General features: G+C 30.6%; 18 protein-coding genes. 13 read left to right on the top strand and 5 right to left on the bottom strand.

What is annotated here, in order from left to right; genetic code table 11:
- From RSC72_RS14725 to RSC72_RS14740, 4 genes are all read right to left on the bottom strand, one after another.
- On the bottom strand, positions 1-227 hold a 227-nt coding region (locus tag RSC72_RS14725; RefSeq protein ID WP_332578600.1), incomplete at its 3' end, for a membrane lipoprotein lipid attachment site-containing protein.
- Complete coding sequence (locus RSC72_RS14730) at positions 228-1,253, bottom strand: DHH family phosphoesterase (RefSeq protein WP_332545855.1); 1,026 nt, start codon at positions 1,251-1,253, stop codon at positions 228-230.
- 118 nt (positions 1,254-1,371) lie between these two features.
- A complete protein-coding gene (locus RSC72_RS14735; RefSeq protein WP_332545854.1) occupies positions 1,372-2,202 on the bottom strand; it encodes an ABC transporter permease in 831 nt (276 codons plus the stop codon).
- Positions 2,203-2,207: 5 nt separating this feature from the next.
- On the bottom strand, positions 2,208-3,107 hold the full coding sequence (locus RSC72_RS14740; protein ID WP_332545852.1) for an ABC transporter ATP-binding protein: 900 nt from the start codon (positions 3,105-3,107) through the stop codon (positions 2,208-2,210).
- A gap of 79 nt (positions 3,108-3,186) precedes the next feature.
- On the opposite strand from RSC72_RS14740, the gene RSC72_RS14745 reads away from it, so the two are divergent.
- From RSC72_RS14745 to RSC72_RS14780, 8 genes are all read left to right on the top strand, one after another.
- Positions 3,187-4,065, top strand: coding sequence for a ChaN family lipoprotein (locus tag RSC72_RS14745; protein ID WP_332545851.1), 879 nt, complete (start codon positions 3,187-3,189; stop codon positions 4,063-4,065).
- Positions 4,066-4,152: 87 nt separating this feature from the next.
- Positions 4,153-5,520, top strand: coding sequence for a Gfo/Idh/MocA family protein (locus tag RSC72_RS14750; RefSeq protein ID WP_332545850.1), 1,368 nt, complete (start codon positions 4,153-4,155; stop codon positions 5,518-5,520).
- Positions 5,513-6,430: a nucleotidyltransferase family protein gene (locus RSC72_RS14755; RefSeq protein ID WP_332545849.1), complete on the top strand. Its 918-nt coding sequence runs from the start codon at positions 5,513-5,515 to the stop codon at positions 6,428-6,430. The genes RSC72_RS14750 and RSC72_RS14755 overlap by 8 nt, the downstream gene beginning before the upstream one ends.
- Before the next feature lie 3 nt (positions 6,431-6,433).
- Positions 6,434-7,465: a phosphotransferase enzyme family protein gene (locus tag RSC72_RS14760; protein ID WP_332545848.1), complete on the top strand. Its 1,032-nt coding sequence runs from the start codon at positions 6,434-6,436 to the stop codon at positions 7,463-7,465.
- Positions 7,437-7,922 (top strand): GNAT family N-acetyltransferase, encoded by a 486-nt coding sequence (locus RSC72_RS14765; protein WP_332545847.1) that lies wholly within the window; start codon positions 7,437-7,439, stop codon positions 7,920-7,922. Before RSC72_RS14760 ends, RSC72_RS14765 begins: the two co-directional genes overlap by 29 nt.
- Before the next feature lies 1 nt (position 7,923).
- Positions 7,924-9,021: a Nif3-like dinuclear metal center hexameric protein gene (locus RSC72_RS14770; RefSeq protein WP_442878330.1), complete on the top strand. Its 1,098-nt coding sequence runs from the start codon at positions 7,924-7,926 to the stop codon at positions 9,019-9,021.
- 2 nt (positions 9,022-9,023) lie between these two features.
- A complete protein-coding gene (locus RSC72_RS14775) occupies positions 9,024-9,809 on the top strand; it encodes a zinc ribbon domain-containing protein (RefSeq protein WP_332578601.1) in 786 nt (261 codons plus the stop codon).
- A 141-nt stretch (positions 9,810-9,950) separates the two neighbouring features.
- Positions 9,951-10,598, top strand: a complete 648-nt coding sequence (locus RSC72_RS14780; RefSeq protein ID WP_332545418.1) for a hypothetical protein — start codon at positions 9,951-9,953, stop codon at positions 10,596-10,598.
- 78 nt (positions 10,599-10,676) lie between these two features.
- Here the strand turns inward: RSC72_RS14780 and RSC72_RS14785 are convergent, their stop codons facing one another.
- Positions 10,677-12,011, bottom strand: coding sequence for an NAD(P)/FAD-dependent oxidoreductase (locus tag RSC72_RS14785; RefSeq protein ID WP_332545419.1), 1,335 nt, complete (start codon positions 12,009-12,011; stop codon positions 10,677-10,679).
- 182 nt (positions 12,012-12,193) lie between these two features.
- On the opposite strand from RSC72_RS14785, the gene RSC72_RS14790 reads away from it, so the two are divergent.
- The 5 genes from RSC72_RS14790 to RSC72_RS14810 form a co-directional block, all read left to right on the top strand.
- Entirely contained in the window at positions 12,194-13,273 is a 1,080-nt protein-coding gene (locus tag RSC72_RS14790; protein WP_332545420.1) for an NADH:flavin oxidoreductase/NADH oxidase, read from the top strand.
- 3 nt (positions 13,274-13,276) lie between these two features.
- Positions 13,277-13,669, top strand: a complete 393-nt coding sequence (gene gloA2 / locus RSC72_RS14795; RefSeq protein WP_332566265.1) for an SMU1112c/YaeR family gloxylase I-like metalloprotein — start codon at positions 13,277-13,279, stop codon at positions 13,667-13,669.
- Positions 13,670-14,824, top strand: a complete 1,155-nt coding sequence (locus RSC72_RS14800) for an MFS transporter (protein ID WP_332545422.1) — start codon at positions 13,670-13,672, stop codon at positions 14,822-14,824.
- A gap of 80 nt (positions 14,825-14,904) precedes the next feature.
- Positions 14,905-15,699, top strand: a complete 795-nt coding sequence (locus tag RSC72_RS14805; RefSeq protein WP_332545424.1) for a LytR/AlgR family response regulator transcription factor — start codon at positions 14,905-14,907, stop codon at positions 15,697-15,699.
- The coding region (locus RSC72_RS14810; protein ID WP_332578602.1) for a two-component regulator propeller domain-containing protein at positions 15,686-16,514 on the top strand (829 nt) is incomplete at its 3' end. The genes RSC72_RS14805 and RSC72_RS14810, both read left to right, overlap by 14 nt.

The following is a 16,514-nucleotide window of genomic DNA, read 5'->3' on the forward strand; positions in this document are numbered from 1 at the left end:
CCTGAATTCGAAATCCAATAACCAGAACTTGTTTTTACAAATTTTTGGTTAGACGTTTTTATGTACTCATCAAACCATTGCAATTCTTCTTGGTGTAAAAGTTTTCCACGTTCTTGAGAGCGTTTCATAAAATCATCATTTGAATATGAAATAGGATATTGCACTACTTTTTTATCACAGCTTGACAAGGCAAGTACAGCGAAGGCAACTAAGGTAATTTTTTTCATTTAGATGACAATATTAGCCAATTTTTCTTGATATTCTGGTAATAATGATTGGAAGTAAGTTATTGTTTCTTCCATAGTTAAATCCGAACGACCTCCTGCAGCATTCATATGACCTCCACCATTAAAATATTTGCGAGAGAATTCGTTTACATCAAAATCACCTTTAGAACGTAACGAAATTTTTATAAAATTATGATGTGTATCTTCAATAAAAATAACAGAAAATATAAAATTTTCTACACTTAAACCATAGTTTACAAAACCTTCTGTATCACCTTTCTGAAAACCATTCTTTAATAGATCTTCTCTTTTAAGAAACATAAAAGCTGTACGATGTTCTGGTAAAAATGTAAGATTATTTAGCGTTAATGATAATAATTTTAAACGACCTTGTGTTTGCGAATCGTTAACATAAGAAGTTACTTTATCTACTTCTACACCTTTGTCAATTAATTCTGCAACAATACGATGTGTGTCTGATGATGTATTTCTGAAACGAAAACCTCCTGTATCTGTCATAATACCAGTATAAATACACTCAGCAATGCCTTTGTCAATTAAGTCTAAATTGTCCATGGTTTCAATAAAATTGTAAACCATTTGGCATGTTGCAGGCATCTCAATATCCGAATACATAAAATCAAACGTATCAGGTTCGCGGTGATGGTCTATTAATATTTTTGGTGCATTAGAACGTTCAACCCAGTTTCCTAAATCGTCAATTCGTTTTACTGTATTAAAATCTAAAATAAAAATTAAATCAGCTTGATGTATGATTGCTTCTGCAACTTTTGGTTTGTAATCTGCAATAACGATCTCTTTTGCCGATGGCATCCATTTTAAGAATTTAGGAAAATCATTTGGTGAAACAATGTTACAAGAATGTCCTAATTTGTTCAGATAATGAAACATAGCCAATGTAGATCCAATTGCATCTCCGTCTGGATTTTTGTGCGGAAGGATAGCAATTTTCTTTGGTGCTGATTTTAAAAGCCCTTTTAGCTCTTCGAAATTTGTCATTTGCATAACTGCAAAGATAAAAAAACAACTGAAATTGTTTATTGGTTTATCGAATAAATTGACTTGAAACTATAAAAGCCAACAATATTGCTGGCTTTTATAGTTCTGATTATAAAAATATGTTTTATAAATCTCTTTTCTTGATGATGAATAATGATAAGGCTAAGAATAAAATGATGTAAAAAACATTAATGGCTAAATATTCCCATTGAATATTTGATGTATCAAATAGTTTTCCCGTTGTCATTAATTTTGTGATACTTATTGGTGGATAATCGATTATTTTTGAATTTGAATTTAAGGGTAAATAGTTGGTGAAAAAAGTGGTTTTTTCTAAATCTATTGGTTCATTTTTTCCAAATCTAGCAAAATATTCGACAGCTTTTAAGATTGATTCTCCAATGTTTAAGACAATTAAAGATAGAATAGCAAATGTACTTTTCTTTAATAAAAAAGTTAAAAACATCGCAAATACGACGTATGCAAAGATTTCTATAAAATAACCTCCTAAAAATTCTATTCCATTAAAAAAATCTAATTTATCATTAAAAAAAGCGCCTAAACCTAATACAATAGCAGCTACCAAAAATGTAGAAAATAGAGTTAGAATTAGATTCATTAATAATTTTGTTCCAAAAAATTCGGTTTTAGATAAACCGTCAATTGTGTTTTGTTTAAACGTCCCAAACGAATATTCGTTAGAGATATTATTGATTACAATAATTGCCAAAAAGAATTTACCAAAACCTACTAACCAAGCAATGTTATGCCAAATTACAGGAAATTCTAATGCACCAAATTTGATAAAATCGACAACCTGTCCACTCATATTTGGTTTGATACTTGGCAATGTAATTCCCATCAAAATAATCATCACAAAATATAAAATGATAAAAATTCGTGTTCCCGTGTTGTAGAACATTTTGTTCCACTCGATGTTAAATAATCTTTTCATATTAGTTAGTTGTTTTGATTTTGAATTAATTGGAAAAATTGATGTTCTAGAGATTCTTTTCGTTTTACCAAATGATTAACGACAATACCCTGTTCAAAAAGAATTTTATTGATGTCTGCAGGATCTTTTTCTTCCGTTAAAACGGCCAATAATTTTGAATTTTCGTGTGTAACTTTCGAAATAAATGGAAGTGTTTTAAGCGTATATTCTAAACTTTCCATATTTGCAGCCGAAACAACAATGCTACCAAAGCTAGAATTCATCTGATCTACAGAACCAGCGTACAACATTTTTCCTTGGTTAAGAACCACAACATGCGAACAAACTTTTTCTACCTCATCTAATAAATGACTTGCCAAAATAATGGTTGTTCCTTGCTCTGCAATTTTAATAATCAATTCTCTGATCTGAATAATTCCTTGTGGATCCAATCCATTTGTAGGCTCATCTAAAATCAAAACTTCAGGATCATTTAATAACGCCGCAGCAATTGCCAAACGTTGTTTCATTCCCAATGAAAAATGTTGAAATTTATCTTTTTTACGAGAAATTAATCCAACCAATTCTAGCTTTTCATCAATTTTAGAATGACTTGCTTCTTTGATATCTGCAACAATTTCTAGATTTTTCTGAGCAGATAGATAAGGATAAAACTTAGGACTTTCGATAATTGCACCAATTCGTTTTAGCGAATTATTATCTGGATTTTGATCAAACCATTTCCAACTTCCAGCTGTAGGGTTTATTGCATTTAAAATCATTCCTAATGTAGTTGATTTTCCGCTTCCATTTGGACCTAATAATCCATAAACATTTCCTTTTTCTACTGAAAAACTGATGTTATTTACAGCAGTAAAACTGCCAAATCGTTTAGTTAGTTGATGAATTTCAAGAACTTTATTCATAGTAGTTGAATTTTATTTTTATTATTCGTAGAGATTTTTGTTAATTTGTTACAATTTAGAATTAATTTAAATAACAAAGATGAAAAAAATTATTTGTGCTTTCTTATTCGTAAGCTCGATAGTCGCAAATGCGCAAGAGCTTAAAATTTATCAAATTTATAATAAAAAAGAGAAGAAAGTAGAGTTTCATAAAATGATCAACGAACTTTCTAATTACGATATTGTCTTATTTGGTGAATATCACAACAATGCAGTTAACCATTGGTTGCAATTACAAGTTACAAAAGCGTTGTATGAGAAGAAGAATGGTAATTTGACACTTGGTGCAGAGATGTTTGAACGTCATCAACAAACAGATTTAAACAACTATTTGTTAGGTAAAACGACTGATAAAGAATTTCAGGCAGCAACAAAATTATGGCAAAATTATGCAACAGATTATAAATCTTTAGTTGATTTAGCGAAAGATAAAAAAATAGAATTTGTAGCAACTAACGTTACACGTAAATTTGCTTCGTATGTTGCCAAAAATGGATTATCGAGTTTAGATACTATTTCTAAAGAAGATAAAAAGTTGATAGCAAAATTACCTTTAGAGATTGATTATGATGCGCCTGGTTATCCAGAAATGATAAAAATGATGGGTGATCATGCAGGAATTAAAGCAAAACAATTTGTGGCGGCTCAAGCTCTGAAAGATGCAACGATGTCCGAAACTATTTTGGAATATTATAAATCTAATAATTTATTTATTCATTACAATGGTGATTATCATTCAAAAAGTTATGGTGGAATTTATTGGTTTTTGAAAAAATCTAATCCAAATTTAAAAATTGCAGTCATAGAAATTTTAGAAGGTACAGATGAAAAACTTTCTATAGAAAAGCCAAAAGAAGAAAAATTTTCTACTACAGAATTTATTATAGTATTTCCTAAAGATGCGCCTAAAACGTTTTAATTTTCGAGAATTAAAAATAGACTATTATAAAGTTTTTTAATATTTTGCAGTCGTTTAATACTTAGAAAATCGAAATTAAAACACATTATGGATAGAAGAAATTTTATTAAATCTACTGCAGCTGCCTCTACTGTTGCGTTGGTATCACCAGATTCATTATTTAGTTTTTCAACTAAAATAGATAAGGTAAAAGTAGGTTTAGTAGCATGCGGTATGCGAGGACAAGTTCATTTGGACGAATTGTTGAAGCGTAATGATGTTGAGGTTGTTGCTATTGCAGAGCCAGATCAACGAATGATAGATCGTGCGAATAAAATTTTTGTAAAACACGGAAAAAAACCAGTTGAATATTACAAAGGTTTAGATGGTTATAAAAAACTATACAAAGATAAAAAAATACATGCTGTAGTTATTTCTTCGCCATGGGAGTTTCACGAAGAGCAAACAATTGCGGCAATGAATGCTGGTAAAATTGTAGGTTTAGAAGTATGTGGAGCAATGAATTTACAAGAATGTTGGAATTATGTAGATACGTATGAGAAAACAAAAGTTCCAGTATTTATGATGGAAAATGTTTGCTATCGTCGCGATATTATGGCGGTAATGAATATGGTGCGTAAAGGTATGTTTGGTGAAATAGTACATGGTCAAGGTGGGTATCAACACGATTTGCGTAACGTTTTATTTAACGATGGAAAACAAGCTTATGGTGGTGGTGTAGAATTTGGAGATAAAGGATTTTCGGAAGCTGCTTGGCGTACCAACCATTATGTAAAACGTAATGCAGAATTGTACCCAACACATGGTTTAGGACCAATTGGTACTATGATGGATGTTAACCGTGGAAATAGAATTACTCATTTAACATCTATGGCATCTAAACAAGCAGGTTTGACGGATTATATCGTAGAAAAGGCAGGTAAAGATCATCCAAATGCGAAAGTAGAATTTAAATTAGGAGATATTGTACAAACAATGTTGAAGTGTGAGAATGGAGAAACAATTTTATTAACACACGATACGTCTTTACAACGTCCATACAATTTAGGTTTTAGAATGCAAGGAACAGATGGTATCTGGCAAGATATTGGTTCGGGAGGATTTAATCAAGGTTTTATTTATTTCGAAAATGAAATGCAACATTCTCACAAATGGGCAAATTCAGAGGAATATATAAAAACACATGATCATCCAATTTGGAAAAAATTTGAAAAAGAGGCTGAAGGAGCTGGACACGGTGGAATGGATTTCTTCTTAATCAATGATTTTATCGAATGTATAAAAAATAACAAAGAATTTCCTTTTGATGTTTACGATTTAGCAACTTGGTATGCCGTAACACCTTTAAGTGAAAAATCTATCGAAGGAAACGGAGCTTCTCAGGAAATGCCTGACTTTACAAGAGGAAAATATAAAACAAGAAAACCAGTTTTTGGATTTGAAAACTATGGCTAATAATTTATCTTTAGTGATATTGGCAGGAGGAATGGGAAGCCGATACAATGGTCAAAAACAAATAGATCCTATTGGTCCTAGTCGAGAATCATTGATGGAATATTCAATTTTTGATGCCTTTTCAATTGGCGTTCAACATTTTGTTTTTATCATTAATCAACAATTTGATATAGAAACAAAAAAATATTTCCAACATATTATAGAACGTAATGGTGGATCTGTAGAATTTATTCTACAGACCACTTATACGGGTGTTTCTCGCGGAATTTATGATACAATAGAACATCGTAAAAAACCTTGGGGAACTGGACATGCTTTGTTAATTGCAAAAAATCATTTAACAAATCCTTTCATCGTGATCAATGCAGATGATTTTTATGGACAAAAGGCGTTTCAGAAAGCAAATGAATTGGTTCAACAAGAATTAATTTTAGCAAATCGTTACGGAATGGTCGCTTACAAACTAGAAAATACATTGAGCGAAAATGGAGCTGTTTCTCGTGGAATTTGTACTGTTGAAGACGAATTGTTAAAACTTGTAATAGAACGCACAAATATTTTTAGAGATGAGGAAGGTATTGTAATGTATGAGGAAGAAAACGCAAACTTTGTACTAGATGCAGAATCTTTAGTTTCTATGAATTTTTGGATTTTACATCCTTCAATTTTTAGAAGTTTAGAAGATAAATTTAATCAATTTCTGAAAGAAAACTCAAGCCAATTGAAATCAGAATTTTATTTACCAAAAGTAATTAATGATATGATTAAAGAAGATCAATTGGAAGTGATTGTAAAAAAATCTAACGAAAATTGGTTCGGAATGACTTATCCAGAAGATAGAGAAGTAGTCGTAAATTCTATTCGAGATTTGGTTGATGATCAAAAATATCCAAAATCATTGTGGACTTAAAATATGGAAAACATTCTAAAACATTATTTTAAAAATAGTGATGATATTCACATAAAACCAATTACTTCTGGTTGGATAAATTCCACTTTTGAGTTAGATAATCAAGGCAAAAAATATATTTTACAAAAGATTAATACAAATGTTTTTCCAAGACCAGAAATTATTTCGTCTAATATAAATTTGATTTCAACTCATTTAAAAACAAAAAATTATCCTCGTTCAATTATAGAAATTGTACCAGATTTACATCAAAATTTATTGGTGATAGAAAATGGAGAAACTTGGCGATTAAGCTCTTATATTTCAAATTCTATTTGTTTCGAAAAAGTAGCATCTGCGGAACAAGCATACGAAGCTGCAAAAACAATTAGCGAGTTTCATGCAAATCTTATCGATATAAATATTGATGAAATAGAACCATCAATTGACGGATTTTTAGATTATGAGAAACGTATAAAAGATTTTAATTCTGCGTTAGAAAATGCTTCAGAAGAACATTTACAAGAAACCAAAAACGAGGTAAACTATATTTTAGATAATCTTTATCAAGTAAAACGTTATTTAGAAATAGATTTTCCCAAACGCGTGGTTCATGCTGATGCAAAACTCAGTAATTTTTTGTTTAATAAAGAAAAACATTCACAAGCAATAGCTGTTATAGACTGGGATACAATAATGCCTGGTAATATTTTGTGCGATTTTGGAGATATGATTCGTACCTATGCCAATTTAAAAGCAGAAGATGATCCGAATGGAGAAAACGCATTTGAGCCTACTTATTATCAAGCAGTTAAAAATGGGTTTTTAGAACATTTAAAAGACGAATTGTCTGCTGTAGAAATCAAAAATATGGATTTTGTTGCGTATATTGTAATTTATATTCAAGCGGTTAGGTTTTTGTCAGATTATCTGAATAATAATGTGTATTACTCAATATCTTATCCAAAACAAAATCTTAATCGTACAATAAATCAAATCAATTTATTAAAAGCAATAACAAATTTTCATGATAAAAATTCGGTTAGAGAAATATAATCCTACAGATTTTAACGAGTATTTTAAGCTTGTTCAAGATGATGAGCTAATGAAATATATTTCAGGAAAAGGTTTGGGAGAAGAACAAGCCAATCATAAATTTACTTCAATTTTAGAAAAAAGTTCTGTTCACGACAAATTGGGTTATTTTAAAGTTTATGATGAAAAAGATGCATTTTTGGGTGATTGTAAAATTGTTTATAATAATCATTTAGAAAATTCTTTAGAAATTGGTTATATAATCAAAAAAGAATTTTGGAAAAAAGGAATTGGCACAATTATTTGTAATGAATTGATTTCTAGTGCTGAAAATAATTTTCCTGCACATGAAATAATTGCTGTAATTGATCCCGACAATATTGCATCGCGAAAATTATTAGAAAAGTTTAATTTTGAATCCTACTGGAAGGGAATCGAGAATGATTTACCAACCGAAAAATTGAAAATGAAGCGATAAAATGATCAAAGTAAAAGATGTTGCTTCGGCAATGGAAAAAATAGCGCCTTTGGCTTATGCAGAGGATTTTGATAATGTAGGACTTTTAGTTGGTGATTACAATGATGAGGTTACAGGAATTTTAGTTGCATTAGATACGACGCCAGAAGTTGTACAAGAAGCAATAGAAAAAAAATGTAATTTGATTGTTAGTTTTCATCCAATTATTTTTTCTGGATTAAAAAAGCTTAACGGAAAAACCTATGTAGAAAAAGCTGTAATGTTAGCCATCAAAAACGGAATTAATATTTATGCAACACATACGGCATTAGATAATTCGAAAGTTGGTGTAAATTTTCAGATTTCGGAACAATTAAAATTAAATCAAACAAAAATTTTAATTCCAAAAGCAAATACAATCAAGCAATTGATTACCTACGCACCAACAGAAAACGCAGAAGTTATAAAAAATATGCTGTACGAAGCAGGAGCCGGAAAAATAGGAAACTACGATTCTTGTGGTTTTACAGTAGAAGGTAAAGGTAATTTTAGACCGATTGATGGAGCAAATCCTTTTATTGGAGAAATAGGCAAGCTAGAAACTGTAAACGAAACTAGAATAGAAGTTATCATGCCACAACATTTAGAAGCTGATATTATGGCTGCTTTATTTGCTTCGCATCCGTACGAGGAAGTAGCTTATTCTATTATTCCTCTAAATAATAAAAATCAATACGTAGGAATCGGAATGATTGGCGAATTAGAAGAAGAAATGACCGAAAAAGATTTTTTTGCCTATCTAAAACAACAAATGAATACGCCTGTTGTTCGACATTCTAATTTATTGAACAAAAAAATTAAGAAAGTTGCTGTACTTGGAGGCTCTGGCGCTTTTGCTATAAAAAATGCAATTGGAGCAGGAGCGGACATTTATATTACGGCTGATTTAAAATATCATGATTTCTTTTCCGCTGAAAATAAGATAGTTTTGGCAGATATTGGACATTTTGAATCAGAACAGTTTACAAAAAACTTAATAACTTCGTATCTTAAAGAAAAATTTACTAATTTTGTGGTCTTTAATTCTGGAATTAATACCAATCCTGTTAATTATTGTTAACTATGTCTGAAACAAAAAATATCAAAGAAATGAGCGTTGAAGAAAAACTTCGCGCATTATACGACTTACAATTAATTGATTCACGTTTAGATGAAATCAGAAACACAAGAGGTGAATTGCCTTTAGAAGTTGATGATTTAAGCGACGATGTTGCGCAAATGGAAACGAGAATCCAAAAAGTTGTTGACGAAACAAAAGGTTTGGATGAAGATATTAAATTAAAGAAAGAAGCAATTAAAAATGCTGAAGCTTTAATAAAAAAATATACAAAACAACAAGATAACGTACGTAACAACAGAGAGTTTGACGCTTTAGCTAAAGAAGTTGAATATCAAGGTTTAGAAATCGAGTTGGCAGAAAAACGTATTCGTGAGTTTACAATTAAAATTCAACAAAAAAATTCTCAAATAGAAGATTTTAATACAAAATTAGCTTCTATGAAAGATCATTTAGGTCACAAACAAGCCGAGTTGGATACAATTGTAAAAGATACTGAGAAAGAAGAAAGTACTTTGTTAAAATTATCTGTAGAATATTCTACTAAAATAGAACAAAGATTACTAGACGCTTATAACCGTATCAGAAACTCTGTAAAAAACGGATTAGCTGTTGTAGCTGTAGAGCGTGGAGCTTCTGCAGGATCATTCTTTACAATTCCACCACAAAGACAAATGGATATTGCACAACGTAAAAAAATTATTACGGATGAGCATTCTGGACGTATCTTAGTTGATTTAGAGTTAGCTCTAGAAGAACAAGAAAAGATGGAAATCGTTATTAAAGGATAATAAATAGAAATTTATCATACTTATAATTAAAGTGTTACAAGATTTGTGACACTTTTTTTATGAAAAAATATTGCGAATTAATTTTTTAGCACGCTATTTGTAATTGGTAAAATAGAATAAAGGAATAATAAATTTTAGAAAATGAAAAAGATTATATTTTTGATGATGCTAGCAATTGCATCTGTATCGCTTACATCATGTGTTAATGATGATGATGGTTATTTTGTTCCAGATATTATAAATACTGGTCAGATAAATTATCAAGGAGTGTCTTTTCCGATTCGTAATGCAGTTGTATCAGATATAGAAAAAGCAGACGGTGGATATTATTACGGTGTTGAACTTTCTACAAATGTTGTTCCAGCAAATGGAAGATTAGCAGGAGCATATTTATATCTGAAAATTTATCAAAGAGGAGATTTAATTTTTAATGGAAATTATATAACAAATTCAGATCTTAGAGGTCTAGATTATATTGAATATTATGAGAATCCAGTAATGTCTGGTTATATTCCTATTATTGGTTCGGGATCGTTTGAAGTTCATGATGACCAGTTTCAATCTGGGGCAATTTATTTAGAAAATTATTTTGATAATTATAATAGAAGTTTATTGACTTCTACTTTTTCTATCAAAGATTATAATGGAAATACATTGTCTGGAGATTTTAATGGATTGTTTGATTTTATTGAGAAATATAAAAAATCAGGTAAAGTAGTTAGTGCTAAATCAAGTTCAATAAGAATTAGAACTGATAGAAATGGAAATACAATTAATAAAATTAGATAATTATTTTAATATTATAGAATACAAAAAAACGCTCAACATTTGTTGAGCGTTTTTTTTGATATTTAATGAGAAATAAATTTATGCTTCAATTTCTTTCTCGCGATTCTTAGGGAAACGACGATATTGTTTCAGATTAAATCTAAAATCTTTTTTAGTTGGTCTTACAATAATTCTTAATGATGAATCATTTGTAAAATAAGTATGCGCCCAGTTAAAGAAAATAGCAACTTTATTACGTACAGTTAAAATTAACATTAGGTGTAAAAACATCCAAGTAAACCAAGCTAAACGTCCAGAAAATGAAAACTTAGGTAAATCTACAACAGCCTTACGTTTGCCAACTGTTGCCATAGATCCAGGATCGCTGTATTCAAATAAATTTAATTTATCTTCTGAAAATCCTTGTCCAATTTTCTCGAAATTGTTAGCCAAATTCACAGCCTGATCTCCCGCAACACGTGCCAATTGAGGATGTCCGTTTGGATATTTTGGTGTTTCCATAGAAGCAATATCACCAATTGCGTAGATGTTATTGGTACCAATAACTTTACTCGTACGATCTACTTTCATACGATTTCCACGTTGTAATTCCTCTTTTGTAACAGCTCCGTCTGGTACATTTCCTGTAACACCAGCAGCCCAAATTAGGTTACGTGTTTTTATTGTACGTCCGTCTGCTAACGAAATTGTCTTTCCGTCATAATCAACAACGCGACCTTCCGTCCAAATATTAACACCCATGTTTGATAGATATTCAAACGATTTTTTGTGCGCCAAATCTGACATTGGTCCTAATAAATTTGGACTTCCTTCAATCAAATAAATATTCAATTTAGAGAAATCTAAATCTGGATAATCTTTCGGAAGAATAAATTTTTTCATTTGCGCAATTGCACCTGAAAGCTCAACTCCTGTTGGTCCTCCACCTACAACTACAATATTCATTATTTCTTCCATTTCTTCGGGAGATTCTGCAGAATATGCACTCTCGAAATTTGTAAGTAATCGATTTTTAAGCGTTAATGCTTCATTTGTCGATTTCATTGGGAATGATAATTCCTCAATTTGTTTGTTTCCGAAGAAATTTGTGGTACATCCCATCGAAACAACCAAATAATCATAAGAAAAATCACCGATTGTGGTTTCAACTTCGTTTTTTTCTTTATTAATTCTAGTTACTTCTGCCAAACGAACACTTATGTTTTTACTTTCCTGAAATACTTTACGTATCGGGAAAGAAATATCACTTGCATTAATTGCAGCTGTTGCAACTTGATAAAATAAAGGTTGAAATTGGTGGTAATTATAGCGGTCAATAAGTGTAACAGAAAAGTGTGGGTTATTATTTAATTTACGGGCTAATTTTAGTCCGGCAAATCCAGCACCTAGAATGACAATCTTTTTCTTTTCCAAAATTCACTTTTTTGTAAAATTACGAACAAACTAAGAAACAATGAAAGATTTATTAAAAATTATTCTGAGTCTTAATGATTTATCACGATATTCAACTGATTATTAGATTTTTTCTAATCTATGTTTTTTGTCAGTATTTAATAAAAGATATAAATTTATAAAATATTTTAAAAATAAGATAAATGAGTAAGTTATTCCAACAGATAAAAATAAACGATAGAATCACGTTAAAAAATAGAATTATCATGGCGCCAATGTGCCAATATTCTTCAGAAGATGGATTTCTTGATGATTGGCATTTTCAACATTATATTTCTCGTGCAGTTGGTGGCGTTTCTGCCATAATACTTGAAGCGACAGCTGTAGTACCAGAAGGACGAATTTCTTATGGAGATTTAGGAATTTGGAAAGATGAACAAATAGAATCTTATCAAAAGTTAACTACGGAAATTAATAAATACAATTGCGTTCCTGGTATACAATTGGCGCATGCTGGTAGAAAAGCAAGCACAGAAAAACCTTGGTTGGGACACGGAGAAATAAAGTCGGATGAAGAAAATGGTTGGCAAACAGTTTCATCGTCTAATTTACCTTTTAATGAAACGGACGAAATTCCACATGAATTGTCAATAACAGAAATTAAAGAATTAATTGTAGAGTGGGGAGAAGCGACGGAACGAGCAATAAAAGCAGGTTTTCAGATTTTAGAAATTCACGGAGCGCATGGTTATTTGGTTCATCAATTTCTTTCTCCTTTAATCAATAGTAGAACAGATAAATATGGCGGAAGTTTTGAAAATCGTATTCGTTTCGTATTAGAAATTGTATTAGAAATGAAGAAATTTATTACAACTGAATCTCTTTGGATTCGTTTATCTGCAACAGATTGGGCTGAGAATGGTTGGAATCTTGAAGAAACAATAAAATTATGTAAAATTCTGAAAGAAAATGGAGTAGAAGTGATGGATATATCGACAGGAGGTGGTGTAAGTCATCAAGAAATTGAGATTAAAAAAAATTACCAAGTTCCGTTTGCATCTGCTATCAAAAATGAAGTTGGTTGTATTACAGGTGCTGTCGGTTTAATTTTCGAATCAAATCAAGCAGAAGAAATTTTACAAAATAATGAGGCTGATTTAATCTTTTTGGCAAGAGAATTATTACGCGATCCATATTTTGCATTACACGCAGCCAAAGAATTAGGCGACGATATAAAATGGTTGCCACAATATGAAAGAGCAAAAAATAATCATTACTCATAAGCTATGTTATCATTAAATAAAATTCATCATATCGCAATCATTTGTTCCGATTATCAAAAATCAAAACATTTTTATACAGAAATTTTAGGTTTAGAAATTTTGCAAGAAGTTTATCGGAAAGAGCGAGATTCTTATAAATTAGATTTAGCTTTGCAAAATAATTATTGCATAGAACTCTTTTCGTTTCCCAAACCACCACAACGTGTTTCCCGACCTGAAGCCTCTGGCTTGAGGCATTTGGCATTTGCTGTGAGTGATATAGAGAAAGAAATTGAGAAATTAAAGCAATATCAGATAAATGCAGAGCCAATTCGTGTGGATGAATATACCCAAAAGAAATTTACTTTTTTTGAAGATCCAGACGGTTTGCCGATAGAATTATACGAAGAAGAATAAATGGTACAAAAGAGTTTACTTGCCTTAGCAATGGGAGGATTAGCCATCGGAATGACGGAATTTACGATGATGGGAGTGTTAGAAGATTTTGCAAATGATTTGAATATTTCAATACCAACAGCTGGAAATTTTATTTCCATGTATGCAATGGGCGTAATGGTTGGTGCGCCAACTTTGATTATGGCGACAAGTAAATATTCTCCAAAAAAAGTATTGATCTTTTTTATGTTATTGTTTACCATTTTTAATGCATTATTTGTCGTTGCACCAAGCTATAACACGTTGATGATTGCACGCTTTATGTCTGGTTTACCACACGGAGCTTTTTTTGGTGTTGGATCTGTTGTTGCAGCGCAATTAGCTGCAAAAGGCAAAGAAGCGCAAGCAATATCTATCATGTTTGCAGGACTTACATTCGCTAATCTTGTCGGCGTACCTTTAGGAACAAAATTAGGACAAGTTTTTTCTTGGAGATTAACATTTGGTATTATTTCAAGTTTAGGATTATTCACCATGTTAGCAATATCGTTATGGGTGCCAAATCTTAAAAATACAAATAAAGGAAGTTTAACAGAACAACTAAGTTTCTTCAAAAAATGGGAAGCTTGGGTATTAATTTTGATGATTTCTATCGGAACATCAGGTTTATTTGCTTGGATAAGTTATATTTCTCCATTGATGACAAACGTTGCAGATTTACCAAAAACTAAAGTTCCTATTATTATGACTTTAATTGGTTTAGGAATGTTTGTGGGAAACTTTATCGGAGGAAAATTAGCAGATACAATGTCGCCAAACAAGGCAGCAATTATCTCTTTTTCTACTATGGCAATTTGTTTAGTAGTCGTTTATTTCACATCGCACATAGAAATTATGGCGTACATCATGTCTTTTATTACAGGGTTGGTCGCTTTTACAATAGGTTCTCCAATACAAATGATGTTAATCAATAATGGTAAAGGTTCCGAAACTTTAGCTGCTGCAGCGGGACAAGCAAGTTTCAATATAGGTAATGCTTTGGGTGCATTTTTAGGAGGAATACCAATTGCTATGGGACTTGGTTATAATTCGCAATTGTGGGTAGGATTTATAATGGCTTCTGTGGGAGCAATTATAGCCTGCGTTTTTATGCAACTAAAATCGAAAAGAGTATAATCTAAATATATAGGATAAAAGAAAAAGGATGTTCGTTAGAACATCCTTTTTCTTTTTATATTTGTTTCAAATACTTTAAAATGAAAACGTACAAAGCTCTTATTATTGATGATGAACATTTTGCTCAACAAGGGTTAAAAAAAATTATTCAACATGCTTTGCCCGATTTTTTTATGTCGATTGATACGGCAAGTTCTGTTAAAGAAGGCGTAGAGATTATTAAACAAATAAAACCAGATATTGTTTTTTTAGACATTCAAATGCCAGATGAATTTGGGTTTAAATTATTTGATTATTTTGATGAAATAAAATTCGATGTTATTTTTACAACAGCCCATTCTGACTATATTTTACAAGCAGTAAATCAATGGGGATGTTTGGGATATTTGATGAAACCGATTGCAATTTCTGATTTAAAAATTTTAATGAACCGTTTTGTAGAACGACAAAATATAGTTCCAAAATCGATAACCGAGATTGAAAAAATAGAAGAAGTAGAGGACGAAATTTCGAATAATGATTTAAAAAATCAATTAAAAAATGAGCATGGAATTATTTTTATTCCATCTATTACAGAGGTTTTAGTACTTAAAATTGATGAAATTATTTACTGTAAAGCAGATGACAGTTATTGTACAATTTATACAAAAGACGCCTCTTTTATGGTAACAAAAACACTGAAAGAAGTAGAAGGATTAATTAATAAAATTAACTTTTTAAGAATTAATCGCTCGTATTTAGTCAATATAAATTTTGCAAATAAGTTTGATAAACGTAAAAATATTTTGATTTTGAATTGTCATCCATACGAAGGCGAAAATACATTACCAGTAACTACTTTGGGATATAAAATTTTAGCGAATGTTGTTTCGTAAACACCTATTTGTTTTTATTCTTTTATTTTGTAGTAAGTTGGCATTTAGTCAATTTGTTTACACAAAACAATATACCTATGAAAATGGTCTTCCTGCAAATGAAATTCTAAGTATTTACAAAGATTCTCGAAATTTTGTTTGGGCTGGTACTCGTTTTGGCGTTTTTGTAAAAGACATGGAGAATTTCATCATGATGAAACGTTTTGAGAAAATTCAGTTTAATAATGTTTGGACAATTACAGAAGATTCAGAACGTAATATTTGGCTTGGAAGTTATGGGCAAGGAATTGTAAAATTTACAGGTCAAAATTTTGAACAGATTAATACATCTAAAGGTTTAGTTTCGGACAGAGTTCGGAAGTTATTTTTAGATAATAATCTTATGTATGTTGCAACGCAAGGTGGAATTTCTATAATTGATACCAAATCAAAAAAGATATACAATCCATCCTTTCAAAAAGATAATAATTTAGTGTTAGAAGCGGTCTCTTTTTTTAAATATAAAAATAAGATTTATGTAGCAACAATAGACCATGGTGTTTTTGAAGTGTCGAAAACAAAGCTAAAATTAATTAATTCATATAACCGCATTTTATACAGCTTTTTAGATAAAAATAAACTTTATTTATCTTCTAATGACGGTGTTTTTACTATTTCTATAGATGATTTTTTAGCCAATAAAAAAACATATAAAATATTTAATTCTCCATTGATTAGGGATGTTTCAAATAAACAAAATTCAGTATTATTTGCAGGTTACGACTATATTTCTGGAAATGGAATTATAGGAGAAATAGATGGAGATAAACTAATTA

It is taken from the genome of Algoriella sp. (assembly GCF_036647415.1).
GTDB lineage: Bacteria > Bacteroidota > Bacteroidia > Flavobacteriales > Weeksellaceae > Empedobacter.

What these genes read in the sequence shown, in the direction of transcription:
- RSC72_RS14760 (WP_332545848.1), top strand. Translation starts at nt 6,434, where the DNA reads ATGGAAAACATTCTAAAACATTATTTTAAAAATAGTGATGATATTCAC.
- RSC72_RS14780 (WP_332545418.1), top strand. Translation starts at nt 9,951, where the DNA reads ATGAAAAAGATTATATTTTTGATGATGCTAGCAATTGCATCTGTATCG.
- RSC72_RS14805 (WP_332545424.1), top strand. Translation starts at nt 14,905, where the DNA reads ATGAAAACGTACAAAGCTCTTATTATTGATGATGAACATTTTGCTCAA.
- RSC72_RS14755 (WP_332545849.1), top strand. Translation starts at nt 5,513, where the DNA reads ATGGCTAATAATTTATCTTTAGTGATATTGGCAGGAGGAATGGGAAGC.
- RSC72_RS14745 (WP_332545851.1), top strand. Translation starts at nt 3,187, where the DNA reads ATGAAAAAAATTATTTGTGCTTTCTTATTCGTAAGCTCGATAGTCGCA.
- RSC72_RS14800 (WP_332545422.1), top strand. Translation starts at nt 13,670, where the DNA reads ATGGTACAAAAGAGTTTACTTGCCTTAGCAATGGGAGGATTAGCCATC.
- gloA2 (WP_332566265.1), top strand. Translation starts at nt 13,277, where the DNA reads ATGTTATCATTAAATAAAATTCATCATATCGCAATCATTTGTTCCGAT.
- RSC72_RS14735 (WP_332545854.1), bottom strand. Translation starts at nt 2,202, where the DNA reads ATGAAAAGATTATTTAACATCGAGTGGAACAAAATGTTCTACAACACG.
- RSC72_RS14770 (WP_442878330.1), top strand. Translation starts at nt 7,924, where the DNA reads ATGATCAAAGTAAAAGATGTTGCTTCGGCAATGGAAAAAATAGCGCCT.
- RSC72_RS14730 (WP_332545855.1), bottom strand. Translation starts at nt 1,253, where the DNA reads ATGCAAATGACAAATTTCGAAGAGCTAAAAGGGCTTTTAAAATCAGCA.
- RSC72_RS14765 (WP_332545847.1), top strand. Translation starts at nt 7,437, where the DNA reads ATGATAAAAATTCGGTTAGAGAAATATAATCCTACAGATTTTAACGAG.
- RSC72_RS14775 (WP_332578601.1), top strand. Translation starts at nt 9,024, where the DNA reads ATGTCTGAAACAAAAAATATCAAAGAAATGAGCGTTGAAGAAAAACTT.
- RSC72_RS14790 (WP_332545420.1), top strand. Translation starts at nt 12,194, where the DNA reads ATGAGTAAGTTATTCCAACAGATAAAAATAAACGATAGAATCACGTTA.
- RSC72_RS14740 (WP_332545852.1), bottom strand. Translation starts at nt 3,107, where the DNA reads ATGAATAAAGTTCTTGAAATTCATCAACTAACTAAACGATTTGGCAGT.
- RSC72_RS14750 (WP_332545850.1), top strand. Translation starts at nt 4,153, where the DNA reads ATGGATAGAAGAAATTTTATTAAATCTACTGCAGCTGCCTCTACTGTT.